Raw genomic sequence first — 25,967 nt, forward strand, 5'->3', positions numbered from 1 at the left:
TTATATCTATTTGCCTAAAAAATCTAAAAGAATAAACCTAATAATTTCTTATAAAAATTACAAAAGTTTAACATCCAAATCTAAATAATTAACATTCTTAATAAAAATTGTTTGAAAAGTTAAAATATTTTTAAATATATTCGGTTTCATATTAATATTTAGTGGTATTGAATAACTGTTGATACATAAGTGTCAAACAATACAACTACAAAGGGGCGTTATAACATGAAGAAAATGTACACTTTACTCTTATCTTCATTCCTAGTTTTAGGTGCATGTGGTAATGGAGATGACGAAAGCAAAAAAGATGATTCATCAAGCAAGAATTCATCCGATTCTAAATCAGGAGATAGCAAAGACTCTGCTTCTAAAGATGGCAGTGGCAAAGATGGCTCTGGCAAAGACTCTGCTTCTAAAGATGGTAGCGGTAAAGATGGCTCTGGCAGTGACTCTGCTTCTAAAGATGGTAGCGGTAAAGACGGTTCTGGCAGTGACTCTGCTTCTAAAGATGGTAGCGGCGGTTCTTCAGATAGTAACGCTAATTCTGATGACAGTGCTAATAGTGATTCTTCTTCAAATGCTAGCAATAGTAATGGAAGTTCTTCAAATAGTGCTGGTTCAGACGGAAATAGTACAAGTGGAGATAGTGCTAATTCTGATAATAATGGCTCTAATAGCTCTAACAGTTCAAATGGAACTAACAGTGCCTCAAATGAAAACAGCTCTAATTCAAGCAGTTCAGATGCCTCTAATTCAAATGCTGCATCGAATTCAGATCAAGCAACTTCAAGCAACAATGCAGATCAAAGCAATGCAGCAAATAGTAATAGTGATTCAAGTAATACTAACGCAACTACAACATCTGCATTTGGAGCAAGCCAAGCACAACAAATGTATAATGAAACAGGCGTTAACCCTTACTTAAATTCTATGGATGCTAGTTGGAGACAAAAATATCAAGGTGGATTAACAGACCCTGAGAAAGCTTCATTAACTGCATTAGAACAAGGAACATATAACGGCCCTGAACAACCAGAATTATTCTACAATGCTTTAGTACAAATTCAACAACAATACGCACAATAATTATAGTTCACCCTATTTCATGAAACTATAATAATAATATAAAACGCCTCAAAAGTTAGATTTAACATTCTAACTTTTGAGGCGTTTTTTAATTAGTAATAGCCAAAAAAAATAACCATCTAGTTTATACTTTGACAAGTCACTAGAGGTTATTTTTCACTTCTTATAGTACAAGTCACCGTCTTTTTAACGGGCTCATTTCGGGTAACATGTTAGCGCATGTTACCCTTCTTTATTTTCTACATATATATATTATCATGACATTTTATATAAGTAAAATACAATATTTGTTCACACATTATCGCACTTATAATTTGGTATAATATTTGTTGAGCAAGTTGGATAGATGGTGGCTAATCTCAATTAATTGGGGTGATGCCTATGATTTTGGTTTCTACTCCTAGAAAGGAATAGTATGACTGATTATGAATTACTTATGATTGTTATATCAATCATCGGTTTAGTTCTATTTAGCAACAGCCAAAAAAAATAACCATTCCCAACTTTGACCAGGTTGTTATGGTTATTTTTAAACAATTAAACTAAGTCACCGTCTTTTTAACGGGCTCATTTTGGGTAACATGTTAGCGCATGTTACCCTTCTTTATTTTTTACACTTATATATTATCATGTTGATATATTGACTGTCTATTGCTTTAATTCATCATATATTGATTAATTTGTTCTATAAAGTAATCTTTAAGTTCATTTATTATCCACTCATCTGGCATACCATCCACAGTTGTTCTCCAATTCGTGTGTAGCTCAATTGATCGATGTGGGCATTCTGTATCACTAAACTCCAAATGTAATCTAACTGTATCTCTATTTGGTGTTAAATTGTAATCTAACATATCTGAAGCTACGACTCTAAAGGTTTCTTGTTCATTCAATAAGAATTCTTCATCAGTGCTAGAAAGTGATTCTAACACTTCATATCCTAAATATTGTTCGTTTCCTATTTGATTCGCAGTATGCCAAGCAATATTTTCTGTATCTATAGCTTGCCATTGTTGATTTCGATCAATATAATAATGCGCGATACCTTGTATATATCGGCTTTCTGGAGCGTCTATTAAGGTTTCTCTCCATTCATCTGCATTCAATTCACTTGCGTCATTATGAATCACTACGCCTAGCAAGGGTTTGGTTCTTTGATCCATTTCATAATGAATATAATCATTTCTCTCACTCATCTTTATCCTCCCCTTTACGAACACTAAATTATTTAATTTTATATTAACACACATGAGTTATATACTTGAAATTGTTTATATTTTCTTAAAAATGGTTATTTAATAGAAGGAAGCAATCAGGAGGTAAATACTAATGGCACAACATTTTCATAAAGGAATTTTATTTTATCACAACGCAGCTGGTCAAGGTAACATATATAAAGAACTTGGACAAGTTACAGAAAATCTAACTCAGTTATGCGATGATTTAACAATTAAATTAAGTAAAGAAGAAGGAGAAATCAAATCTCTTTGTAAAGAAATAGCTGAACAACATGCATATGATGTATTATTTATACTCGGCGGTGATGGTACGTTAAATGAATTGGTTAACGGTGTTGTAGAAAACAATCTACAAATCCCTATTGGCGTACTACCAGGAGGTACTTTTAATGACTTCACAAAAACATTAAACTTATCACCTAAACCAATGCAAGCATCTCAAGATTTACTTGATAGTCAGATTAAATCTTTTGATGTATTAGATGTAAATGGTAAATATGCGCTGAACTTTACAGGCATTGGCTTAATGGTTCAAAATGCAGAAAACGTAGAGTCCAATCAAAAACAATTACTAGGAAAATTCAGCTATGTGTTCTCAACTATAAAAACTGTCTCTAGTCCTGAAATTTACAACTATGAACTAACTGCGGACGGTGAGACATATACAGGCGAAACTTCAATGATATTAATTGCTAATGGACAACATGTTGGAGGTAGTAAAATACCTTTAGAAGATCTATCAGCAAACGATGGAAAAATGAATATCTTCATCTTCGATAAACAAAACTTCAGTATTATCAATGATTTCTTTAAAGTAAAAGATAGTTTAAATTGGAATGAAATTAGCAATAGCATCACGCACATTGCATGTGAAACTGCATCATTGTCTACTGATCCAGAAGCTAAGCTCGATATTGATGGTGAAATCATCAACAATACTCCAATTGAAGTTAAGTTATTAAAAAACAAAATTAAAATGATGTACTTAGACATTAATGCAAATTAAAACCAAGCATTCGGATAAAATCCGAATGTTTAGTTTATTATATGATTAAACACTTAATATATTTAATGGTCCCGCTAACAGGATTGTTTATATTTTCTATCTCGTTAGATTTTTTAACGGGATTGTTTTCCAGAACTATCTCGTTAGCGTGTTCATTTCTCACTTTTTGTAGTAAATACTGGCTTTTGAGGTGTCCTTTTTCCCGCTAACGAGATTGTTTTTATTTTCTATCTCGTTAGATTTTTTAACGGGATTGTTTTCCAGAACTATCTCGTTAGCGTGTTCATTTCTCACTTTTTGTAGTAAATACTGGCTTTTGAGGTGTCCTTTTTCCCGCTAACGAGATTGTTTTCACTTTCTATCTCGTTAGATTTTTTAACGGGATTGTTTTCCAGAACTATCTCGTTAGAGTCATGTTTTCTCATTTTTTGTAGAAAATTTGGGGTTTTGTGCGGGTTCTTTACCCGCTAACGAGATTGTTTTCACTTTCTATCTCGTTAGATTTTTTAACGGATTGTTTCTCAGAACTATCTCGTTAGAGTCATGTTTTCTCATTTTTTGTAGAAAATTCGGGATATTGAGGTGTACATTTCCGCTCTAACGAGATTGTTTTTACTTTCTATCTCGTTAGATTTTCTAAGAGGATTGTTTCGCGGAACTATCTCGTTAGCCATGCTCAATGTTGCTTGTCACCAATCAAAAACCAAGCATTCGGATTTTATCCGAATGCTTGGTTTATTAATTAAACGTTGATATTTCCTTGAGCATCTCCAGGTTTAAATATCGTTAATATTGCACTAATAATCGCAATAATATGTGGAATTCCCGTCCAAACAAATGCTAAATGAAGTAATCCTGATATTGGTTTTTGTGCATAAAATTTATGTACACCAAAACCACCTAGTAATAAAGCTAAGGCAATATATATCCACTTGTTTACTTTCATTGTAACCCTCCTTCATGATCATAAATAATTCAATTTCTCTTTATATATACCCGAAAAATGAGAATAATTCCCATGAATTAATGACAAAATTGTAACAATTCCATACAAATAAAAGCTTGAATCATCTTTACGATAATTCAAGCTTTTTATATTGGTCTAAAATGATATTATTTAGTAAATATCATTAAACTTTTTAATTTCCTAAGTATTCATTGAACTCGGCAATAAATTGTTTTTTATCATTCGTTGTAGGATAAGTTAATCCACCTAATATCACTGACTGACTGCTCACCGTAATAAAATCATAATCAATGGAATGTTTGAGAAATATATTTTTCGCATCTTCTTGATTGAATTCATTATCTAAGTTCTCAAATACTAATATCTTTTTATCAAAAAACATAACGGCCTCCAAAAAAACTTAATATATAAATATTACAAAACTATATTCATTGAATCTAGAGGGAATTGATGTAATAAAATAACTAAAAGACATTAGTACAATTTAATTGTAAAATAACAAAACAAATTTAAATGATTTTAAACGTTTTTGAACGTTTCTGATTATTTATATCCTATAATTAAATATTAGTCAAAGGTTTACTTATAATTAAAATACCATATATGAAAGGATAATAATATGTTTTCATCCATAACATTCACACAAACATTATTACAATCTCACTTATCAGCCTCAATAAATAATATCGAAATAGAACCATTAAATAAAGAGTATGAAAGCAGTCATTTTGAAATAAATAACATCTATTATAGAAGTAGACGTGCAAAGAAAACTCCAAATAAAAAAGGATATTTCGTCGTATTTTGGATCAAAGATGAAGAAAATAAAAACAGACCTTATACATATAGCGAAACACCAGACAAACTGATTATCACTGTTCACGACGAACAACATATCGGTCAATTTATCATTCCTAAAGAAATACTTTTAGAGAAAAAAATAATCAGTCATGAACAATCAACAGGAAAAATGGCTATGAGAGTCTATCCAACATGGGAAGATGATTTAAATCCAACAGCGATAAAAACACAAAAATGGCAAATAAAATACTTTATTGATTTATCTGATACGATAAATGTAAATGAACTCCACAAACTATACTTCGAATAAAACTCATTTAATAATCAAAAAACCCTCAAAGCATATAGCTTTGAGGGTTAAAGCAATTAATATTGCTTCATGTATTGTTCTCTTTCCCACTCAGAAACTTGAGTTCTGTAATAATCCCATTCTAATGATTTAGATTGAATGAATTGGCGATAAATATGAGTACCTAATGCGTCTTTAACGACTTCATTTTCTCTCATTGCTTTAATTGCAGTATAAAGTGTTGACGGTAAGTCTTGTACACCTACTGCTTCGCGTTCTTCTCTATCCATTTCATAGATATTTTGGTCTACTGATTCTGGTGGAGTTAATTTATTTTTAATTCCATCTAATCCAGCTTGTAAAATTGTAGCAAGCGCTAAATATGGATTTGCTGATGGATCTACTGAACGAATCTCAACACGAGTTGAAAGTCCACGTGATACAGGTATTCTGATTAATGGTGAACGGTTTTTACCACTCCATGCAATATAACATGGTGCTTCGTAACCTGGTACTAAACGTTTATAAGAGTTTACTAATGGGTTACATACTGCAGTAAATCCACGTGCATTTTTCAAGATACCAGCGATGAAGTGATATGCATCATCAGTTAATTGCATTTCGCCATTTGGATCGAAGAATGCATTTTCTTTACCATTGAATAATGATACGTTAAAGTGCATTCCGCTTCCGTTCACACCAAATAATGGTTTTGGCATGAATGTTGCATGCAAGTTATGTTTACGTGCGATAGTTTTAACAACTAATTTGAATGTTTGAATGTTATCACATGCAGTAATTGCATCTGCATATTTGAAATCAATTTCATGTTGACCTGGTGCCACTTCATGGTGACTTGCTTCAATATCGAAGCCCATGTCTTCAAGTTCTAATACGATGTCACGACGACAATTTTCACCTAAATCTGTAGGTGCTAAATCGAAATATCCGCCATTATCGTTTAATTCTAATGTTGGTTCCCCTTGTTCATCTAATTTGAATAAGAAGAATTCAGGCTCAGGCCCTAAGTTGAAATCTGTAAATCCTAATTCTTTCATTTCATTGATGACACGTTTCAAGTTTGTACGTGGATCTCCATCAAATGGTTGACCATCAGGACTATAAATATCACAGATTAATCGTGCAACTTTTCCTTTACCAGCAGTCCATGGGAAAATTACCCAAGTATCTAAATCAGGATATAAATACATATCCGACTCTTCAATTCGCACGAATCCTTCAATTGAAGAACCGTCAAACATCATTTCGTTGTCTAAAACTTTTTCCAATTGTGCAATTGGAACCTCAACGTTTTTAATTGTACCTAAAATATCTGTAAATTGTAATCTTAAATAACGTACGTTTTCTTCGTCAGCAAAACGAAAAATGTCCTCTTTTGTAAATGATTGTTTAGCCATGTGATTATCCTCCAGTTTTTATTTAAAAAATCTTGATAAATCTCCACGGTTAAGTGGTCCTTCTGTTTTAGAAGTTCCTCTAATTACCCGCTCTCTCATCTTAAGTTCATCTTCAGAAAGGTCACTCTGTTCTTGTAATAGAATTTGTTTTATCCCTTTCATGTTGAATCCTTTTTCAATAAGATTTTTAATTTCCAGCAACCTTTCAAGGTCATTTAATGAAAATAACCGTTGATTACCTTCAGTCCTTTTTGGCGAGACAAGCTCATTGCTTTCATAATATCTGATTTGTCTAGCTGTTAGCTCTGTTAACTTGATGACTACACCAATTGGAAACACGGCCATGTTTCTTCTAATAATGTCTCTTGACAGCACGACCGCCTCCTCTAAATTAAGAACTTAAAATAAATTTAGCATACAAATTTTCAGAAAACAAATAAATGTTAGGAAACCTGACATAGAATTATAATTGCACAAGTTCATTCGATATTAAATTTTCAACAGCTCTAATAATTGCAATTTTGACGTGTTCATATGTTAATCCACCTTGAATATAAGCTTCATAAGGTGCTCTAATTGGGCCATCTGCAGTTAACTCTATTGATGAACCTTGTATAAACGTACCAGCAGCCATAATGACATCATCTTCGTATCCAGGCATGTAACTCGGCATTGGACTAAAGTGCGCATTGATTGGCGAAGCATGTTGAATAGACTGACAAAATGCAATCATTTGTTCTTTTTTATCAAAAGTAACTGATTGTATAATATCTGTTCGTGCATCTTGATAATGTGGTGTAGTTGTCATATTTAATTTTTCTAGAAGTAGTGACGTAAATAATGCACCTTTCAAACTTTGACTCACAACATGTGGCGCTAAGAAGAAACCTTGGTACATTTCAGGTAAACTACCCAGTGAAGCACCTGCCTCTTTACCGATACCTGGTGCAGTTAATCGATACGCACATCTTTCTATTAAATCCGCATTCCCAGAAATATATCCACCAATTTTAGCTAAGCCACCACCAGGATTTTTAATTAGTGATCCAGCAATTAAATCTGCACCAATTTCAATTGGTTCTTTATCTTCAACAAATTCACCATAGCAATTATCGACAAATATAATCACATTAGGATATTTTTCTTTAATTTGTTTAATTGCACTTTCTATTTTATTGATTGTTAATGACGGTCTTGAACTATAACCTTTAGAACGTTGTATAGCGACGACTTTCGTTTGTGCATTGATACTCTCCAATACAGTTTGAATATCGATGTCGCCTTCCTTCAAATCAACTTCATTGTATTTAATACCTTGTTCAATAAAACTTCCAATGCCATTACCGTTAACGCCAATTACTTCTAATAACGTGTCATATGGTGTACCAGTAATATATAATAATTCATCTCCATTTTGAAGTTGGCTATTTAGTGCCAATGTAATCGCATGTGTACCTGATATAATTTGTGGTCTAACAAGACTATCTTCTGCTCTAAATACCTCACTATAAACAGCTTCTAAATGATCTCTACCAATATCATCATATCCATATCCTGTCGTTCCAATTAAATCTGATTCAGTAATTTTCACTTTATGGAATGCATCTAGTACGCGTGTTTGTGCTATAAATGCATTTTGTTCAACTTTATCAAAATAAGGTCTTAAAGTTGTTTCAACTTCTTTAATTAATTGCTCTAATTTCTGTTCCATTTATTCTACCTCTTATTTTTGTTTATATCCTTTTATTAAATACGCTTCTTCTATTTCATCAAAGTCCATTGATTCGACCAAAGTATGTGTTCTCTGCCAATAAATTTGGTCCGAATCTGTAGATGGTAATGTCATTTCATAATACGACATTGTTTCTTTAATCATTTCCACTAATTTATCTTTAAATACCGCCTTATCATCTTTAGATTTTGCTGATACAAAGATAGAATGTTCTGAGACAGCTATATCTTTACTATCTATTTTATCTTTCTTATTGAATGCAACTAACATTGGTATATGATCCATTTCTAACTGTTTCACTAAAGTCATTACAGTTTCATATTGTTCTTGATAGTGTGGATGACTGGCATCAACAACATGTATCAGTAATTGTGCATATTTCGCTTCTTCCAACGTTGATTTAAAAGCAGCAATTAAAGTCGTCGGTAACTTTTGAATAAATCCCACTGTATCCGATAGAACGACATTAAATCCATCATTGATTGAAATTGCTCTTGATTTAGGATCTAACGTAGCAAATAACAAATCTTTTTCAAATGTTGAATCATTGGTTAATTGATTAAACCATGATGATTTCCCTGCATTTGTATAACCAATGAGTGCGACTTGATATGCTTGATTATGCTGTCTTCTCTCTCTATATCTAAATCGATGCGAAACAATCGTTTCTAATTGATGTTTTATTTCATTCATTCTCGTACGAATATGTCGTCTATCCGTTTCTAATTTTGTTTCACCAGGACCTCTTGTACCAATACCGCCACCTAATCGGGATAAACTTTTACCGTGGCCAGATAATCTTGGTAATAAATAATCTAATTGCGCCAATTCTACTTGTAATTGTCCTTCACGACTAGATGCACGTTGAGCAAATATTTCTAATATCAATTGCGTTCTATCTATTATTTTAGTATTAAACAATTCATCGAGATGCTTCGATTGACCAGTCGTCAACTCATCGTTCGCTATAATAGCATCGACGTCTAATTCGTTTAAATCAATATATTCTATAACTTCTTCAATCTTGCCTTTCCCAAAATAATATTGTTGATCTGGGCGATCTCTTTTTTGTGTAAAAATCTCAACTACTTCAAGCTGACTTGTTTTCGCTAATGAAGCCAACTCATCTACTGTTGATTGAAAAGTCGTTTCGTCTACTTTTTTATCATGATAAGCTAATAAGATGACTCTTTCTGTTTTATTGATTGTTGATTTCAAATTGTTCTTCATTTATATCACGCTCTCTTTGATTTTATTTTAACATAGAAACGATTATGCATATTAATATGCGATTGAATATTTTTTTATTATAATGAATTTAAGAAAAGGAGTGAGCGTTATGACAATCTATGACTTTGAAGTAGCAAAAACAAATGGTGAGCTATACTCATTATCTGATTATAAAGATAAAGTAATATTAATCGTAAATACAGCAAGTGAATGTGGTTTTACACCTCAATTTGAAGGATTAGAATCACTTTATCAAGATTATAAAGATAGCGGCTTAGTTGTATTAGGGTTTCCTTGTAATCAATTTGGGAATCAAGAACCTGGAGATTCTTACGAAGCATATCAAAATTGTAAATTAAACTATGGTGTAACTTTCCCTATGCACGAGAAAATCAACGTTAAAGGATCTGAACAACATCCATTATATGATTATTTAACGAGTGCGAAAAAAGGTATATTAAACGGGGCAATCAAATGGAATTTCACGAAATTCCTTGTTAATAAAGATGGTGAAGTCGTACAACGCTTTGCTCCTCAAAAAAGTCCAGATCAATTAAGAAGTGCAATTGAAGAATTGTTATAAACATTTAAGAGGTTCTATACGTGTAGTTTAACTACACGTATAGAACCTCTTAGACATTATACACCGTGACGATTAAGCTTCTTCTTTAGTTTCTTCTTCGTCTTGTGCATCTACGAAAGTTGAAATAGCATGTTTGTAAATTAGATTTTCTTTTCCTTCAATATATAATAATACAACTTTGTCGTCAAAATTGACGATTTTGCCTTTCATTTGGAAACCATTTAATAAGAAGATTGTTAATTCAGTACCTTCTGATTTAAATTTCTCCAATAATACTTCTTGAATATTTTCTTTCTCTGCCATATGACTTTCTCCTTCACTCGGATAATTGGATTACGTTGTCCGCGATTTCTGATAAAGTCTGTTTATCCCGTTGAAACCAAGTTACATCCATTTTATTTTTAAACCATGTCATTTGACGCTTGGCATATCTTCTAGAATTTTGCTTGATTTGTTCTTTAGAAGTTTCTATATCTATCTTTCCCCTTACAACTGGTATTAATTCTTTGTATCCAATTGCTTGCATACTTTGTGAATTTTCATACCCCATCTCAACAAGATTAGACACTTCTTTATATAATCCTCGCTCCAACATCATGTCGACGCGCATATTAATTCTTTCATATAATGTTTCACGCGACATTTCTATCCCAACTAATATTGTACTATATTTTCCAGAAAAAGTCTGGCTTTTCTTGCGTTCACTTAAAGTTTTTTTTGTTTTTAAGTAATATTCAATTGCTCGTTCAACTCTTTTGCGATTGTTCGGATGCACTGATGACGCCGTTTCTGGATCAAACGACTTTAAATGTTCATGCATTTCGATATTATTTAATTTAGATAATTCTTTTAATTTATTTTGAATAATTTCCATTTTTTCAGAATCTATCTCTTCTTCTTCCAATTGATAATCATATAATACAGATTGTACATATAAACCTGTCCCACCTACTAAAATCGGTATTTTTCCACGATTATGAATATCATCAACAATTTCTGAAAATTCCTTTTTAAATTGATAAACTGAATATGTTTCACACGGTTCATAAACGTCAATTAAATGGTGTGGAATACCTTCACGTTCTTCTTCGGTAGCTTTTGCAGTTCCGATATCTAGACCTTTATAAATTTGAAAGGCATCTCCATTTATAATTTCACCGTTCAATGCTTTAGCCAATTTAATGCTTAACTCTGTTTTACCTACTGCTGTCGGTCCAACTATTGCGATCAAAGGTTTATTGCTCATTTTTTATTTCCTCTTTTTCTAAATGTTTAATTTGTAGATTTAACCAATGATACAAGTGTTCATATACATCATATTGGTTTGTTTCGAACAACACTTCATGCCTTTTGTTTTTATATAATTGAACTGTCACGTGTTTAACACCAGCGCGTTTATATAAAGATGCGAGACGTTTAATTCCTACGCCAAATCCACCGAAATGATCTTCTTTACCTGAAACGAATAACACTGGCATTTTTGAATTTTGTTTTTTAATATATGTTCGCTTTTTAGATTGCTCAGCTACTTTTACAATTTCGTATAATACTTTATGCGAAACTGGAAAACCTGCATAAGGGTCTTTTTCATATGATTCTCGATTATCATCACTTTCACTCAACCAATTATGATCCTTGTTTAGCGATTTATGTTCTCTATTAATCGTTTTAAACGCAATATTATTTATAAATTTGGACTTCACACGACTTCCTAAAAATAAATTGACTACTTTTAAAGCATTGTAATTAAATTTACCTTGAAGTTTCGGATAAATAACCGTACCTGATAACATAAGAATATCCACATCTTCAGGATAATCATGAACATATTTTCTTGCTACTAGCGAACCCATAGAATGCCCAAGTAAAATATATGGTAAATCCGGATTAAGTTCAGATTTAAATGTTTCATTTATCTCTTTAACATCATCTACTAATTCTTGCATCGAATTAAAATGCCCTCTAGTAGAAGGTTCTATATTTATACCGTGACCACGGTGATTATGTCTTAATATATGAAATCCACGTTTACATAAATACTCTGCAAGAAGGTCGTATCGATCTTTGTGTTCAGAAACACCATGCAGAATATGTATGATACCAATTGGTTCTTCATCAGTTTTATCAATTGTTATTTCTAAAGTTTGTTCTGTTGATAAAGTTATTTTATGATTAATTCTTCTCAAAGTCATACGCCTCCATTCTTTTACATTATATCAAATTCAAGAACGCTTAAACATTCATAAAGTCTCATTTAATCATTTCATATTTATATCAATAAAAAAGGGAGCGGGACAGAAATCTAATTTATAAAAAAGATTTCGTAGTCCCGCCCCGGCAAGGATGACTAGAGTTTAAAAAAACTTGGTACAAGCGCATTTCTAACTCAGTCATCTACTGCCAAGATACTAAAAGAGACTGAGACATTATTAATGTCCCAGCCTCTCTTATGCTTAAAACGTGTGATTAACAATTAAATTATTTAACGATTGCAGGTTGATCATTAGGATTAACTGCTTCTTTAATTGCTCTTTCTAATTCATCTTTGTAAACACGTGTAGTATCTGTATCATAGTTTAATACTTTTGCCATTACTTCAACAATTGCATCTTTATGTTCAATTACATAATTGATGTCAAAGTATAAACGACCAGAACGTCTTACTAAGAAGTCTGTTGGTTTATGAACCATTTCTTTTTGAATGCTGTAAATAACTTCAGCATACACTTCGATTGGTAAGTTAACATCTGCAACTTGTGTAGCATGTGCAATTTCAAATACATCGTCAACATTTGAACCATATTTTCTAGCTAAATAACGTGCTGCATCTTCTGAAAGATTATAGTCTTTTGCTGCTTTAACTTTGTTTTCAACGAATGTTTCGAAGTTTTTACTTCCGCCAACATTACCACCAGAAATATGTGTACCTTTTGTATCACATGGTTTGAATGATAATTTGTATTCTTCTTTAAGACGTTTACTTAATAAGTCCACGATATCTTGCGCCATATGACGGTATCCAGTTAATTTACCACCAGCAATTGTTAGTAATCCTGAATCACCTTCCCAAATTTCATCTTTACGAGAAATTTCTGATGGGTCTTTCCCTTTTTCGAAAATAAGTGGTCTTACACCAGCCCAAGTAGATTCAATATCTTTATCTTCTACTTTCACAGTTGGGAACATATAGTGAATCGCGTCAATTAAATATGAACGATCTTCTTCAGTTACTTTTGGTGATGATTTATCGTTATCGTAAATAGTATCTGTTGTACCTACATATGCTTTACCATCTCTAGGAATAGCAAAGATCATTCTGCCATCATTTTCAGTATCAAAGTATACTGCTTGTTTTAATGGGAATACACTTTGGTCAATAACAATGTGTACACCTTTAGTTAATCTAAGTTGTTTATTATTTGTAGAGTAGTCTTTACCTCTTACTTCATCTACCCATGGTCCTGCTGCATTAATAACTCTTTTACCTTTAATTTCGAAAATTTCATTTTGTAATAAATCTGTAGCTTCAATACCTGAAACTTTATTTTTCTTGTTGTATAAGAATTGGTTAGATTTTGTATAGTTAATGATATCAGCACCAAATTCACGTGCACGTTTCATAACTTCAATTGTTAATCGCGCATCATCTGTACGATATTCAACATAATATCCACCAGCTTTTAAGCCATCTTGTTTTACTAATGGTTCTTTATTGATAGTTTCTTCTCTACTTAACATTGAACGACGTTCTGCTTTTTTAACACCAGCTAAGAAGTCATATACTTTTAACCCGATTGAAGTACTGAATGGTCCCATGCTACCGCCTTTATGAAGAGGTAATAACATCCATTCAGGTGTAGTAACGTGAGGTCCGTTTTCATAAACGATTGCTCTTTCTTTACCTGTTTCAGCAACGACACCTACTTGAAGTTGTTTCAAGTAACGTAAACCACCGTGAACTAATTTAGTACTTCTTGAACTTGTTCCTTGTGCAAAGTCTTGCATTTCTACAAGTGCTACTTTCATACCACGTTGAGATGCGTCTAATGCGATCCCTGCACCAGTAATTCCTCCACCTATAACGACTACATCATACTCAGTATTTTTGAGTTGATTTTTAACTTGATTACGATTTAATGCTGATAAATGTTGCATAACCATTTTCCTCCTATGAAAGTAAAAAAATGAGAGACTCGTCCCTACAAAAAATTGTATGAACAAAGCCTCTCACATCTCTACGAAATATTAACTTAACCTAATGATAACACAACTTAATCTAATTTGAAAGCTTGAGTGGCTTTTACTGCAGTTTTCCAACCTTTATATAGTTTTTCTCTTTCAGTTTCTTCTAATTCAGGTTTGAATTCTGTCTCTAATTTCCATCTCTGTTGTATTTCATCTTTTGATTTCCAGAAGCCAACTGCTAAGCCTGCTAAGTAAGCAGCACCTAATGCTGTTGTTTCATTTACTTCTGGTCTTTCTACTGGTGTATTAACAATATCAGCTTGGAATTGCATTAAGAAATTATTCTTAACTGCGCCTCCATCTACTCTCAATGTTTCAACTGGAATACCAGAATCTTTTTCCATTGCATCTAAAACATCTCTTGTTTGGTAACATAATGATTCTAATGTCGCTCTAATGAAATGCTCTTTTTCAGTACCACGAGTTAAACCAAATACTGCACCACGTGCATCTGCATCCCAATATGGTGTGCCTAAACCAACGAATGCTGGAACAACATAAACGCCTTCAGTTGATTTAACTTTTCTAGCATATTCTTCAGAAGCTGGTGCTGATTTAATCATTCTTAAACCATCACGTAACCATTGAATTGCTGATCCTGATACAAAGATACTACCTTCAAGTGCATAATTGACTTTACCGTCAATACCGTACGCTAAAGTAGTCAATAAACCACTTTCAGATTTTACAGCTTTTTCACCTGTGTTCATTAACATGAAGCCACCTGTTCCATATGTGTTCTTCACATCTCCACTTTCAAAACAAGCTTGACCAAATAGTGCAGCTTGTTGGTCACCGGCAACCCCAGCAATTGCAATTTCTTCACCGAAGAAATGATGTTTTTGTGTATGTCCATAAATTTCACTTGAAGGTTTAACTTCAGGTAACATTGAAGCTGGTACATCTAAATAGCCTAATAATTCTTCATCCCATTTTAAATCATAAATATTGTACATTAATGTTCTACTTGCATTTGAATAGTCCGTTACATGTACATTACCTGTGAATTTCCAAATAAGCCATGTATCGATTGTTCCAAATAATAAATCACCGTTTTCAGCTTTTTCTCTAGCACCTTCAACATTATCTAAAATCCATTTTACTTTTGTACCTGAGAAGTAAGGATCTAATAATAATCCTGTTTTTTCTTTAAAAATAGGTTCTAAGTCTTTAGATTTTAATTCTGTACAAATATCTTGTGTTTGTCTTGATTGCCATACAATCGCATGATATACAGGACGACCTGTGTTTTTATCCCAAACAACAGCTGTTTCCCTTTGGTTTGTAATACCGATACCTTCAATTTGGTTTGGATTTACGTTATTTTCATTTAATACACTTGAAATAACTGCTAAAACAGATGTCCAAATTTCATTAGCGTCATGTTCTACCCAGCCGCCTTTTGGAAAGTATTGTTTGAATTCACGTTGGCTAACATATTTGATATTTCCCTCTTTATCAAACAGTATTGCTCTTGAACTTGTCGTTCCTTGGTCTATTGATAAAATGTATTTTTCCATATTAAACACTCCTATATAATTGTCTGTTACAGAATTTCTGAAACTTCGTCTTTAAGTATCGCTTTGTTCAATACTATACCTAATAATACAACAAGTATTGTAAAGATGAATGCGAAAATGATAAATCCATTTACGACACCGTTAAATAATATATTATATAAAGCTGCACCTAACATACCGCCTGCAATTGGTCCTAAAATTGGTACTGGCGCATATTTCCAATTTGAACTTCCTTTACCTGGAATAGGTAAAATCATATGCATAATACGTGGTCCAATATCACGAGCTGGGTTAATTGCATAACCAGTCGCACCACCTAAACTTAAACCAATCGCAACAATTAATAAACCTACGATTAATGGATTTAAGCCGTCTGTAAATTTATTAGCACCAATGAATAATAATCCCATTACTAATATCATTGTACCAATAATTTCACTTAAGAAGTTAGCTACATAGTTTGGATATGATGGTCCAGTTGAGAATGTACCTAATTTTGCACCTTGATCTTCTGTTTTCTTCCAATGTGGTAAATAAGTTGCCCATACTAATGCTGCACCGATCATTGCTCCAATCATTTGTGCAATAATAAATGGTACTACTTTAGACCATGGGAATGATCCATCAATTGCAAATGCTATTGTAACAGCAGGATTTAAGTGTGCCCCGGATATACCACCAACTGCATAAACACCTAACATAACTGCTAATCCCCAACCTAATGATATAACAATCCAGTCTGCACCTTTACCTAAAGCGCCTTTAAGATTGACATTGGCACAAACCCCGCCACCGAATAAAATCAATATGGCCGTACCAACAATTTCTGCTAAAAATTCACTCATACTAAACACCCTCCTCAATTTTGATGCTAATACATAAAAAACCCCTCTACTGACAACTATACATATTATTTGCATCTTAATTTATACAAATTAATACCATTGTGCTGTTTGTAGAGGGTCTCATTTACTCGTCTCATATATTAACTTAAGTAAAATTATAATACTTAATGAAAACGTTGTCAAATCAATTTACCAAATAGATACATCACTTGAAGTAATATACTGTGCACCGCTTTCAATCGCAAGATTAATTTCTTCATCTGTGTTGATTAATCCCCCAGCAATAATACTTTTACCAGTTTTATCACTGATTTCTTTTATTACTTTTGTAGCAACACCTGGTAAGACTTCCACTAAGTCAGGATCTGCTTGTTTGATTAAATCTATACTTCTACTTAATGCCGTGCTATCTAAAATAAATACTCTTAATATAGTAAGTGTGTTTAATTTCTTAGCTCTTTTTATAATTTTTGATTTTGTTGATATGATGCCATGTGGCTTATACTGTTGGATCACATATTCTACAGCCGCTTCATCATTGGATAATCCTTTTATTAAATCAATATGCAGCATTACATCTTTATTATGCTTTTTCATTTGTTCTAAAATGCCTTGTAAATGGCCAATATGTGTATCTAATAAAACACATCGTTCATAATCCATTTTGAAAAATTTCTCCATATCTTTCATTGATCGAATCGCTGGCAATATGTGTTTATTCATCTTATCCTCCTACATAACTCTTTTAAATAATTTTTCTAATTCATATGTCGTTAACTCAATAATGATGGGTCTTCCATGTGGACAAGTAAATGGATCTGTTGTTTCTCTCAACTCATCTATGAGATGACTCATTTCATGGTTTCTTAAATAATGATTTGCTTTTATGGATTTCTTACAACTCATCATTATCGCTGCATCTTCACGAAGTTTTTTTATATCTACGCGCGCGTGTTTTAATACATAATCAATCATATCTTTTATTATTTCTTCAGCGTCTATAGGTGGTAACCAAACTGGATATTCACTCACCATATAATCATTATGACCAATTGGCTCAAGGAATATACCCGCTTCTGCTAGTGGTGTTAAATATTTCTCAATAATCATATGCTCATCTCTCGAGAAATTAAATGTAATTGGTAACAATAAACTCTGTGTTTCATTCGTCACTTCGCCAATTTTCTCTTTAAAGAACTCATATTTTATTCTTTCTTGCGCAGCATGTTGGTCAATCATAAACATACCTGTATCATTTTGAGCAATAATATATGTTCCATGTACTTGTCCTACCACTTCCATATATGGCACTCTCGGCACATTGTCGTCTTCATTTATATTCGCCGTTGATGATGTTTTTGTTTCAACATTTGTTAAATCGTTATCTTGGGATTCATGAATCGTTTCTTGATTGTTATATGATGTTTCGGTTTGTTCCGTTTGTTCCGTTTGTTCAATTTCTTCAAATTGACGTTCTGTTTCTTTAGGTTTTTCTATTTCTTCTTGAATGATTGAGTTTGAATCTTTATTTTTAAACGTCCATTGTTTCGTTGATGGTTCTACTGGCGAAACTGGTTCAGGATTGGTAGGTTTGTCTTCTGTTTTTTCATTTTGTTCAACAAATGAACGCTTTGCTTCAAAATCTATTTTTTGTTGTTCAAAAATTTCTTTTTGAGATTTTTTAGGTTGATCACGATTTATTGATGTATCAGGTATTAATGAAATACCTCTGAACGCTTCTTTAATCTTATTACTGATTAAGTCATAGAGTAATTGTTCTTTTGATAATCTTACTTCTAATTTTGTTGGATGGACGTTTACATCTACAAGTATCGGATCCATCTCAATATTAATGTACACAATTGGATATCGTCCAATTGGCAATAAAGTATGGTAACCTTCAATAATCGCTTTATTCAACACGAAATTTTTAATATAGCGTCCATTTATAAAGATAGAAATATAATGTCTATTACTACGTGTATGTTCTGGTTTACATATAAATCCATGCATCTCATAGTCATCTGTTGTCCCATTAATTTCTATTAAATCTTTTGCTATTTTCATTCCATAAATTTCAGCCATTACTTCGTTCGTTTTTCCAGAACCATTTGTTGAAATAACCGTCTTATCATCTGAAACAAGTGTAAAAGATATATGCGGATGACTCATTGCCATTCTATTGACGATATCTGTAATTTTCCCTAACTCGGTATATAAACTTTTAACATATTTCAACCTTGCAGGTGTATTATAGAACAAATCTTTAACTAAGATATCGGTACCTTGTTTTGCTTTTGCCGGTTGTTTCTTAATAACAACACCATTCTCAACTTGTACCTCATGGCCCATTAATCCATCTGTACAAGTCTTCATAGTCACTCTACTTACTGAGGATATACTCGCTAATGCCTCTCCTCTAAATCCAAGCGTACGTATGTGGAATAAGTCGTAATCGTTGTTTATCTTACTCGTTGCATGTCTACCAAATGCTTTTTCTATATCTGATTCTTCAATACCAGTTCCATTATCTACGATTCTAATGGATTGAATACCAGATTCTTTAATCGTAATATCAATTTGTGTAGCTTGTGCATCAATAGCATTTTCTAACAATTCTTTTACGACAGAAGCAGGTCTTTCAACAACTTCACCAGCAGCTATTTTATTGGCTAAAGATAATTCAAGTTCTTTAATTTTTCCCACTGTACTCACGCTTTCTATTTAAGTTGATTTTGTAAATCTTGTAGTTTCGTTAATGCTTCAATTGGTGTTAAATTCATGATATCTAATGATTTGATATCTTTTTCTATATCTGATGATCCTTCTTCTTCAAACAATTGGAATGCAGGTTGTTCAAAAGTACTTTCTTTACGTTCTTCTTTCGTATTCGACTCTAATTCATGAAGAATGACACGTGCTCTATCTATAATTTCATTTGGCAAGTTCGTCAATTGAGCAACATGAATACCATAACTTTGATCGACAGCACCTTCTTTTACTTTATGTAAAAATATTAATTCGCCTTGATACTCTTGTGCTGCGACGTGAATATTTTTAAGTCCTGGTAATGTTGTCTCTAAATGTGTAAGTTCATGATAGTGCGTTGAGAAAAGTGTTTTCGCTTTTGTATTGTGATGTACATATTCAATCATAGATTGTGCTAATGCTAATCCATCAAATGTAGAAGTTCCTCTACCAATTTCGTCAAAGATTATAAGACTATCTTCTGTGGCACCGACCATTGCTTTTTCTGCTTCTAACATTTCAACCATAAATGTACTTTTACCTGATACTAAATCATCTGCTGCACCAATTCTTGTAAATATTTGATCGAATATCGGTAATTTCGCCTCATCTGCTGGGACGTATGCACCCATTTGAGCCATAATGCTAATAATCGCTATTTGTCTCATATAAGTACTTTTACCTGACATATTTGGACCCGTGATTAAATATATAAATCCATCTTTATCTAAATAACAATCATTTGGAACGTAATCATTATGATCCATAACGCGTTCCACAACAGGATGTCTTGATGATTTTAAAGATAATGTTTTATCATCACTAAAAGTTGGTTGTGTATAATGATATTTTTGAGCTGTTTCTGCAAAACTTTGTAAACAGTCAATTTCTGAAAGTAATTTCGCCTGTATTTGAAGCTTCTCAGTAAATGCTTTTACTTTTTGTCTTAATTCTAAAAATAACTGATACTCTAACTCAATCGCTTTATCTTCAGCACCAAGAATAATTGCTTCTTTCTCTTTAAGCTCTTCCGTTATATATCTTTCAGCATTAGATAATGTCTGTTTTCTTTCATAGCCAAGTGCATCTGTATCGACATGATTCAAATTAGCTCTCGTAATTTCAATGTAATATCCAAAAACTTTATTAAAACTCACTTTTAAAGATTTTACGCCCGTTCTTTCTCTTTCACGCAATTGCAATTCAGCAATCCATTGCTTACCATTTGTTGACGCTTCTTTATATTGATCTAATTGTTCATGATAGCCAACTTTAAATATGCCGCCTTCTTTAACAGAAATCGGTGCATCTTCAATCAAGCTATCTTCCAATAGTGCTTCTAATTCTTCCAGTGGTTCTAATGCTTTAAATCGTTCTATTGAATCTACATCAAGTCTTTCAATAATGGATTTAATATATGGAATTTGTTTAATGGAATAGTTTAATTGAACTAAATCCTTCGCGTTAACATTTCCATAACTTACACGTCCAACAAGTCTTTCAATATCGTAAACCATATTCAAATAACTTCTTAGTTCGTCACGTTCAATAAAACCATTCACTAATTGTTCAACTGCATCTAACCTTTGTTCAATATCATTTTGATTAATCAATGGTCGATCTATCCATTGTTTTAATCTACGCGCACCCATTGGCGTCTTCGTATCATCCATTAACCATAACAGGGTACCTTTTTTAGACTTCAGTCGAATACTCTCAGTCAATTCTAGATTTCTTTTAGCATAGAAATCCATTTTCATATAATCTAACGCATGATAAACAACAACATCCTCAATATGCGGCATATCGCGTTTACCATTATCATAAATATAATTAAGTAAATAAGTCAGTGATTTTTTTTGAGGTTCAGATGTATGGTGTACAACATCATATTCACGTGCCTCAAATTCATCTACTACAGTTATCGTTTCTGTAATGAGTTGAATTTGCTTATATAGCTGGTCTTGTAATACTGTATTAACGATAATTTCATTCGGATGCACCGTTGTTATTTCATTTATTAATGTTGTTTCGTCTTCAAATGAAGTGACTTTCAATTCACCTGTCGAAACGTCACAGTAACTTAAATGAAACGCGCCGTCTTCTTTAATAAAACTTAAGATATAATTGTTCGATTTCTCATCCATGCCTTTTTGATCCATGACAGTCCCAGGTGTGATGACTTGTACAACTTCTCTGCGAACCATCCCTTTTGTTTGCGTTGGGTCTTCCATTTGTTCACAGATTGCTACTTTATATCCTTTAGAAATTAATTTTTCAATGTAACCTGATGCTGAATGATACGGTACACCGCACATAGGAATAGGATCTTTCTTAGCATCTCTTCTTGTTAAAGTAATTTCAAGTACTCTAGATGCTTCTATTGCATCATCATAGAACATTTCATAAAAATCGCCCAATCTGAAAAAGAGTAATGTATCTTGATATTGTGATTTTATTTTTAAATATTGAGCCATCATCGGCGTCGGTTTAGACATTTATATTCACGTTCCTTTTTTTAACTTTCGATTTACTTATTTTATCAAAATTTCACCGATTTAACGAGTATGGCGAAGTTTTTATTCATAAAGAAACCATCTAAAACATTCATTGTGTTGGTTCTAGACTATATACAAATCATTTTTAGTAAAAAAGCTCGCTAACGGGATTGTTTTTCAGAACTATCACGTTAGATTTTCTAAAAAGATTGTTTCCTAAAACTATCTCGTTAGACTGTAATTTTCTCAGGTTTTTTAAAGATTCAGGATTTTTAGACCTCATTTTCCGCTCTAACGAGATTGTTTTTCAGAACTATCTCGTTAAATTTTCTAAAAAGATTGTTTCCTAAAACTATCTCGTTAGACTGTGATTTTCTCAGGTTTTTTAAAGATTCAGCATTTTTAGACCTCATTTTCCGCTCTAACGAGATTGTTTTTCAGAACTATCTCGTTAAATTTTCTAAAAAGATTGTTTCCTAAAACTATCTCGTTAGCCTTACTCAATGTTGCTTGTCAGCCTCCACTTGCAATGTTCAACATTTTTTGCGCTGACTCCCGCGAAAAGCATGCGCAAAAAAATGAGGCTGGGACATGATATATGTCTCAGCCTCTTTTAGTATCTTGGCAGTAGATGACTGAGTTAAAAATGCGCTTGTATCAAGCTTTTTAACTCTAGTCATCCTTGCCGGGGCGGGACTACGAAATCTTTTTGTATAAATTAGATTTCTGTCCCGCTCCCACTCTCAAACCATCTAAAACATTCATCATGCTTAGATGGTTCTATTTGTTCATTATTTATATTCATTAATGTGAACAGCTATTTGAATTTGGTGCATTTTTTACTGCCGCGCCTGTTTCCCCAGTTAATTGATTGCCACCTGTAGATTCTATAATTTCATTTGTAACAGTATGACTAATTGAATGTGAAACCATTTGTAATAATTCATTAACTTCAACTTGAGCTTCTTTGAATTCACTTACGATCGGCATTTCATCAAGTTCTTTTTCGATATTTTGAATTTTCTCTTCTACCATTGCTAATGCTTTTTCTTTACCGTAATTTTGAAAATTCACAGCTTGTTTTTGTAATGATTTCAAACTTGCCATTTTTTCTCTTACTGTTTGATTCTCATGAATTTGAGCTTCTGCTCGTTTAAAGAATTCTACTTCTTCAGTTTCAGACATCATTTTCCCAAGTTTACGTGCTTGATCTAGTATATCGTCTTTTGTATACATTTAATGTACCACCTTTTCTTTAGATACAATCTCTATAATTTCCCCATTTAATGAATATTGCTTTGCTTCAGTAATTTTCACTTTCACAATTTTACCGATATTATCTTTAGAACCTTTAAAGTTAACTAATTTATTTTTCTCAGTATATCCTGCTAACACTGATTCATCTCGCTTACTTGAGCCTTCACATAATACATAAACTTCTTTACCTTCATACGGTTTTAAAGATTGTGCAGTGTATGTACCTACGATTTTATTTAATCGATGTAGACGTTCTTTCTTCTCTTTATCAGGTACATTATCTTTCATTTTAGCTGCTGGTGTACCTTCTCTCGGTGAATATACATACGTATATGCATGTTCAAAGCCGACTTCGTGATAAAGTTTCAACGTTTCTAAAAATTGTTCTTCTGTTTCGTTCGGATAACCAACGATAATATCTGTCGTTAATGCAACGTCAGGTATTGCGGCTTTAATTTTTTGAACAAGTTCCAGATAACTTTCGCGCGTATATTTTCTACCCATGATTTTTAATACTTGGTTATTCCCAGATTGAACAGGTAAATGAATATGAGGTACAATGTTTCCTCCATTCGCAATCACTTTAATCAAACGATCATCGAAATCCCATGGATGACTTGTTGTAAATCTTACTCGCGGAATGTCAATTTTAGCAATATCGCTTAACAAATCGCCTAAGCCATAATTTAATCCATCTATATCTTTACCATACGCATTGACGTTTTGACCTAAAAGACAAATTTCTTGATAACCTTGTCGTGCCAAATCTCTCACTTCTGCAATGATTTCTTCTGGCATACGACTGCGTTCTTTACCTCTCGTAAACGGCACAATGCAATATGTACAGAATTTGTCACAACCATACATAATGTTAACCCATGCTTTAATTCTACCATTTCTCACTTTAGGCAAATTCTCAATAACGTCGCCTTCTTTAGACCACACTTCAACAACCATCGCTTTAGACATATACGCTTCTTCTAAAATTTCTGGCAATCTATGAATATTATGCGTTCCAAAAATCATATCTACATTTTGATAAGATTTTAAAATTTTATTAACTACAGACTCTTCTTGTGACATACAGCCACAAACACCGATTAAACAATCTGGTCTTTCTTGTTTAAGGTGTTTCAAATTACCAATTTCACTAAACACTTTATTCTCTGCATTTTCACGGATCGCGCACGTGTTCAATAAAATTACATCTGCATCGTCTACTGTATTCGTCGGTGCAAATCCTAATGCTTGGAATATACCCGCCATGACTTCAGTATCGTGTTCATTCATTTGACAACCATATGTTCTGATATAGAATTTACGACCTTTCCCCATACCTCTATGTCGTTCATCTATTTTAAAATCATCATGGTATTCTACATCTGATTTCCCTCTTTGTTTAGCATCCTTTAAATTTGGCGGTTGATAAACATGTTCGAAGTACTTGCTGTAATCCTTCTCAACTTGAGGTTCTGCCTTCGCATTTGCACCATGTTTTCTTTGCTCTTCATTCAATGTAAAAACCCTTTCTGCCCATATATTTACGTCCTTATATTATATTAGAGTTCAACTTAAAGTGCAAAAAAGATATTAATTTTGTTTAAAGGATTGTTAATCGATCGTAATCCAGAATCGTCTTGTTTTTTCTTGGTTTTCCGATATAAATGGTTCCACTTCAATACCACCATTATTCATAATCACACGTGCACTTGCAATATTTGGTTCATTACAAGTAATCAGTGCTTCTTTTATATTATTTTCTTTTAATTTTTCTAATGATAATGTTAATATCTCGGTCGCATATCCTTTACCACGATGTTTTGGACCCACACCATAACCAATGTGACCACCTGTTTCTCTTAAAGATGCATTTAATCCATACCTAATATTTGAAGCACCAACAATTTCATCTTCTACAATCAAGACGAATGTTTCTGCTTTTACAAAACTTGAATCAGTCGGATTCAGCCCTGCTTTCTGCATATCAAGCATCTTTTTGAATCCACCATGCTGTTTTTCATCTGTACTCCAAGGTACGACATGTTCATCATTTTCATACCATTCATTTATATAGTTTCGAAATTGTTTTTCTATATCTACATCAATATTTCTAAATTCCATATCATCACCCTTTACAGTCTGTCACATCAATATTTCTCAGTTAATGTCTCCATCGCAATACCATCTGGAACGTGATAAAACTTCACTTGAGATATGATACTTTCACATTCCAATTCAACCATGCGTTCATTGATTTGTTCTATTAATATTAAGCAGGCATTCATATCGCCTTCGATTGTTGTTTCTAATGGATGGACCTCATATTTCAAACCTGATTGTTCTATAATGCTAATCGCTTCGTCTACGAGTGGTATAACACCTGTTTCTTGATGTTTCGGAATGACCTGTATACTCATTAATGTGTTTGTCATGTTCATTTCCCCTTTCAATGATATAAAAATGGACTGGGACATAAATGTCTCAGTCCAGAACTTATAAAATTA

At 32.8% G+C, this 25,967-nt stretch carries 24 protein-coding genes; 4 read left to right on the plus strand and 20 right to left on the minus strand.

Translation table 11 applies throughout. The annotated features are described in order from the left end of the window. Nucleotides 1–225 precede the first annotated feature (225 nt). Complete coding sequence (locus P3U32_RS07475; RefSeq protein WP_323702489.1) at nucleotides 226–1,086, plus strand: hypothetical protein; 861 nt, start codon at nucleotides 226–228, stop codon at nucleotides 1,084–1,086. 656 nt (nucleotides 1,087–1,742) lie between these two features. Here the strand turns inward: P3U32_RS07475 and P3U32_RS07480 are convergent. Continuing rightward, the gene (locus P3U32_RS07480) at nucleotides 1,743–2,282 is read right to left on the minus strand and encodes an N-acetylmuramoyl-L-alanine amidase (protein WP_323702491.1); all 540 of its coding nucleotides are present in this window, start codon (nucleotides 2,280–2,282) and stop codon (nucleotides 1,743–1,745) included. A 133-nt stretch (nucleotides 2,283–2,415) separates the two neighbouring features. On the opposite strand from P3U32_RS07480, the gene P3U32_RS07485 reads away from it, so the two are divergent. Next, a complete protein-coding gene (locus tag P3U32_RS07485) occupies nucleotides 2,416–3,330 on the plus strand; it encodes a diacylglycerol/lipid kinase family protein (RefSeq protein WP_323702492.1) in 915 nt (304 codons plus the stop codon). A gap of 742 nt (nucleotides 3,331–4,072) precedes the next feature. On the opposite strand, the gene P3U32_RS07490 is transcribed toward P3U32_RS07485, so the two are convergent. Then, nucleotides 4,073–4,276: a TM2 domain-containing protein gene (locus P3U32_RS07490; RefSeq protein ID WP_323702493.1), complete on the minus strand. Its 204-nt coding sequence runs from the start codon at nucleotides 4,274–4,276 to the stop codon at nucleotides 4,073–4,075. Nucleotides 4,277–4,469: 193 nt separating this feature from the next. Continuing rightward, a complete protein-coding gene (locus tag P3U32_RS07495; protein ID WP_323702494.1) occupies nucleotides 4,470–4,679 on the minus strand; it encodes a hypothetical protein in 210 nt (69 codons plus the stop codon). A 237-nt stretch (nucleotides 4,680–4,916) separates the two neighbouring features. On the opposite strand from P3U32_RS07495, the gene P3U32_RS07500 reads away from it, so the two are divergent. Beyond that, a complete protein-coding gene (locus P3U32_RS07500) occupies nucleotides 4,917–5,408 on the plus strand; it encodes a MepB family protein (protein WP_323702495.1) in 492 nt (163 codons plus the stop codon). 56 nt (nucleotides 5,409–5,464) lie between these two features. Here P3U32_RS07500 and glnA read toward each other — a convergent pair whose 3' ends face one another. The 4 genes from glnA to hflX form a co-directional block, all read right to left on the minus strand. Continuing rightward, the gene (glnA, locus tag P3U32_RS07505; RefSeq protein WP_323702496.1) at nucleotides 5,465–6,805 is read right to left on the minus strand and encodes a type I glutamate--ammonia ligase; all 1,341 of its coding nucleotides are present in this window, start codon (nucleotides 6,803–6,805) and stop codon (nucleotides 5,465–5,467) included. 18 nt (nucleotides 6,806–6,823) lie between these two features. Beyond that, nucleotides 6,824–7,177 (minus strand): MerR family transcriptional regulator, encoded by a 354-nt coding sequence (locus P3U32_RS07510; RefSeq protein WP_323704855.1) that lies wholly within the window; start codon nucleotides 7,175–7,177, stop codon nucleotides 6,824–6,826. Between the two features lie 91 nt (nucleotides 7,178–7,268). Continuing rightward, nucleotides 7,269–8,516: a methionine gamma-lyase family protein gene (locus P3U32_RS07515; protein ID WP_323702497.1), complete on the minus strand. Its 1,248-nt coding sequence runs from the start codon at nucleotides 8,514–8,516 to the stop codon at nucleotides 7,269–7,271. A 12-nt stretch (nucleotides 8,517–8,528) separates the two neighbouring features. Then, nucleotides 8,529–9,767, minus strand: coding sequence for a GTPase HflX (gene hflX, locus P3U32_RS07520; RefSeq protein ID WP_323702498.1), 1,239 nt, complete (start codon nucleotides 9,765–9,767; stop codon nucleotides 8,529–8,531). A 109-nt stretch (nucleotides 9,768–9,876) separates the two neighbouring features. Here hflX and P3U32_RS07525 point away from each other — a divergent pair, with 109 nt between their 5' ends. Then, the gene (locus tag P3U32_RS07525; RefSeq protein ID WP_323702499.1) at nucleotides 9,877–10,350 is read left to right on the plus strand and encodes a glutathione peroxidase; all 474 of its coding nucleotides are present in this window, start codon (nucleotides 9,877–9,879) and stop codon (nucleotides 10,348–10,350) included. A 72-nt stretch (nucleotides 10,351–10,422) separates the two neighbouring features. Here P3U32_RS07525 and hfq read toward each other — a convergent pair whose 3' ends face one another. The 13 genes from hfq to P3U32_RS07590 form a co-directional block, all read right to left on the minus strand. Next, nucleotides 10,423–10,653, minus strand: coding sequence for an RNA chaperone Hfq (gene hfq / locus P3U32_RS07530; protein ID WP_323702500.1), 231 nt, complete (start codon nucleotides 10,651–10,653; stop codon nucleotides 10,423–10,425). Nucleotides 10,654–10,666: 13 nt separating this feature from the next. Beyond that, nucleotides 10,667–11,596, minus strand: a complete 930-nt coding sequence (gene miaA / locus P3U32_RS07535; protein WP_323702501.1) for a tRNA (adenosine(37)-N6)-dimethylallyltransferase MiaA — start codon at nucleotides 11,594–11,596, stop codon at nucleotides 10,667–10,669. Next, nucleotides 11,586–12,536, minus strand: a complete 951-nt coding sequence (locus P3U32_RS07540) for an alpha/beta fold hydrolase (protein ID WP_323702502.1) — start codon at nucleotides 12,534–12,536, stop codon at nucleotides 11,586–11,588. The genes miaA and P3U32_RS07540 overlap by 11 nt, the downstream gene beginning before the upstream one ends. A gap of 292 nt (nucleotides 12,537–12,828) precedes the next feature. After that, entirely contained in the window at nucleotides 12,829–14,505 is a 1,677-nt protein-coding gene (locus P3U32_RS07545; RefSeq protein WP_323702503.1) for a glycerol-3-phosphate dehydrogenase/oxidase, read from the minus strand. Nucleotides 14,506–14,621: 116 nt separating this feature from the next. Continuing rightward, nucleotides 14,622–16,115 (minus strand): glycerol kinase GlpK, encoded by a 1,494-nt coding sequence (glpK, locus tag P3U32_RS07550; protein ID WP_323702504.1) that lies wholly within the window; start codon nucleotides 16,113–16,115, stop codon nucleotides 14,622–14,624. 26 nt (nucleotides 16,116–16,141) lie between these two features. Then, nucleotides 16,142–16,960: an MIP/aquaporin family protein gene (locus P3U32_RS07555; RefSeq protein ID WP_416361220.1), complete on the minus strand. Its 819-nt coding sequence runs from the start codon at nucleotides 16,958–16,960 to the stop codon at nucleotides 16,142–16,144. Nucleotides 16,961–17,149: 189 nt separating this feature from the next. Continuing rightward, complete coding sequence (locus P3U32_RS07560; RefSeq protein WP_323702506.1) at nucleotides 17,150–17,683, minus strand: glycerol-3-phosphate responsive antiterminator; 534 nt, start codon at nucleotides 17,681–17,683, stop codon at nucleotides 17,150–17,152. Between the two features lie 9 nt (nucleotides 17,684–17,692). Further along, nucleotides 17,693–19,675, minus strand: a complete 1,983-nt coding sequence (gene mutL, locus P3U32_RS07565; RefSeq protein ID WP_416361221.1) for a DNA mismatch repair endonuclease MutL — start codon at nucleotides 19,673–19,675, stop codon at nucleotides 17,693–17,695. 5 nt (nucleotides 19,676–19,680) lie between these two features. After that, a complete protein-coding gene (mutS, locus tag P3U32_RS07570; RefSeq protein WP_323702508.1) occupies nucleotides 19,681–22,206 on the minus strand; it encodes a DNA mismatch repair protein MutS in 2,526 nt (841 codons plus the stop codon). An 804-nt stretch (nucleotides 22,207–23,010) separates the two neighbouring features. After that, on the minus strand, nucleotides 23,011–23,442 hold the full coding sequence (locus P3U32_RS07575; RefSeq protein ID WP_323702509.1) for a YlbF/YmcA family competence regulator: 432 nt from the start codon (nucleotides 23,440–23,442) through the stop codon (nucleotides 23,011–23,013). Beyond that, entirely contained in the window at nucleotides 23,443–24,978 is a 1,536-nt protein-coding gene (miaB, locus tag P3U32_RS07580) for a tRNA (N6-isopentenyl adenosine(37)-C2)-methylthiotransferase MiaB (protein ID WP_323702510.1), read from the minus strand. A 96-nt stretch (nucleotides 24,979–25,074) separates the two neighbouring features. Continuing rightward, nucleotides 25,075–25,584, minus strand: a complete 510-nt coding sequence (locus tag P3U32_RS07585; protein WP_323702512.1) for a GNAT family N-acetyltransferase — start codon at nucleotides 25,582–25,584, stop codon at nucleotides 25,075–25,077. Nucleotides 25,585–25,610: 26 nt separating this feature from the next. Further along, the gene (locus tag P3U32_RS07590) at nucleotides 25,611–25,895 is read right to left on the minus strand and encodes a thiamine-binding protein (RefSeq protein WP_323702513.1); all 285 of its coding nucleotides are present in this window, start codon (nucleotides 25,893–25,895) and stop codon (nucleotides 25,611–25,613) included. Nucleotides 25,896–25,967 lie beyond the last annotated feature (72 nt).

Source organism: Mammaliicoccus sp. Dog046 (genome assembly GCF_034039665.1).
Classification (GTDB): Bacteria; Bacillota; Bacilli; order Staphylococcales; family Staphylococcaceae; genus Mammaliicoccus.

What these genes read in the sequence shown, in the direction of transcription:
- P3U32_RS07475 (WP_323702489.1), top strand. Translation starts at nt 226, where the DNA reads ATGAAGAAAATGTACACTTTACTCTTATCTTCATTCCTAGTTTTAGGT.
- miaA (WP_323702501.1), bottom strand. Translation starts at nt 11,596, where the DNA reads ATGAGCAATAAACCTTTGATCGCAATAGTTGGACCGACAGCAGTAGGT.
- hfq (WP_323702500.1), bottom strand. Translation starts at nt 10,653, where the DNA reads ATGGCAGAGAAAGAAAATATTCAAGAAGTATTATTGGAGAAATTTAAA.
- P3U32_RS07490 (WP_323702493.1), bottom strand. Translation starts at nt 4,276, where the DNA reads ATGAAAGTAAACAAGTGGATATATATTGCCTTAGCTTTATTACTAGGT.
- glnA (WP_323702496.1), bottom strand. Translation starts at nt 6,805, where the DNA reads ATGGCTAAACAATCATTTACAAAAGAGGACATTTTTCGTTTTGCTGAC.
- P3U32_RS07495 (WP_323702494.1), bottom strand. Translation starts at nt 4,679, where the DNA reads ATGTTTTTTGATAAAAAGATATTAGTATTTGAGAACTTAGATAATGAA.
- P3U32_RS07555 (WP_416361220.1), bottom strand. Translation starts at nt 16,960, where the DNA reads ATGAGTGAATTTTTAGCAGAAATTGTTGGTACGGCCATATTGATTTTA.
- P3U32_RS07590 (WP_323702513.1), bottom strand. Translation starts at nt 25,895, where the DNA reads ATGACAAACACATTAATGAGTATACAGGTCATTCCGAAACATCAAGAA.
- P3U32_RS07545 (WP_323702503.1), bottom strand. Translation starts at nt 14,505, where the DNA reads ATGCAACATTTATCAGCATTAAATCGTAATCAAGTTAAAAATCAACTC.
- P3U32_RS07480 (WP_323702491.1), bottom strand. Translation starts at nt 2,282, where the DNA reads ATGAGTGAGAGAAATGATTATATTCATTATGAAATGGATCAAAGAACC.
- P3U32_RS07500 (WP_323702495.1), top strand. Translation starts at nt 4,917, where the DNA reads ATGTTTTCATCCATAACATTCACACAAACATTATTACAATCTCACTTA.
- P3U32_RS07515 (WP_323702497.1), bottom strand. Translation starts at nt 8,516, where the DNA reads ATGGAACAGAAATTAGAGCAATTAATTAAAGAAGTTGAAACAACTTTA.
- mutS (WP_323702508.1), bottom strand. Translation starts at nt 22,206, where the DNA reads ATGTCTAAACCGACGCCGATGATGGCTCAATATTTAAAAATAAAATCA.
- P3U32_RS07525 (WP_323702499.1), top strand. Translation starts at nt 9,877, where the DNA reads ATGACAATCTATGACTTTGAAGTAGCAAAAACAAATGGTGAGCTATAC.
- P3U32_RS07560 (WP_323702506.1), bottom strand. Translation starts at nt 17,683, where the DNA reads ATGAATAAACACATATTGCCAGCGATTCGATCAATGAAAGATATGGAG.
- hflX (WP_323702498.1), bottom strand. Translation starts at nt 9,767, where the DNA reads ATGAAGAACAATTTGAAATCAACAATCAATAAAACAGAAAGAGTCATC.
- P3U32_RS07575 (WP_323702509.1), bottom strand. Translation starts at nt 23,442, where the DNA reads ATGTATACAAAAGACGATATACTAGATCAAGCACGTAAACTTGGGAAA.
- P3U32_RS07585 (WP_323702512.1), bottom strand. Translation starts at nt 25,584, where the DNA reads ATGGAATTTAGAAATATTGATGTAGATATAGAAAAACAATTTCGAAAC.
- glpK (WP_323702504.1), bottom strand. Translation starts at nt 16,115, where the DNA reads ATGGAAAAATACATTTTATCAATAGACCAAGGAACGACAAGTTCAAGA.
- P3U32_RS07485 (WP_323702492.1), top strand. Translation starts at nt 2,416, where the DNA reads ATGGCACAACATTTTCATAAAGGAATTTTATTTTATCACAACGCAGCT.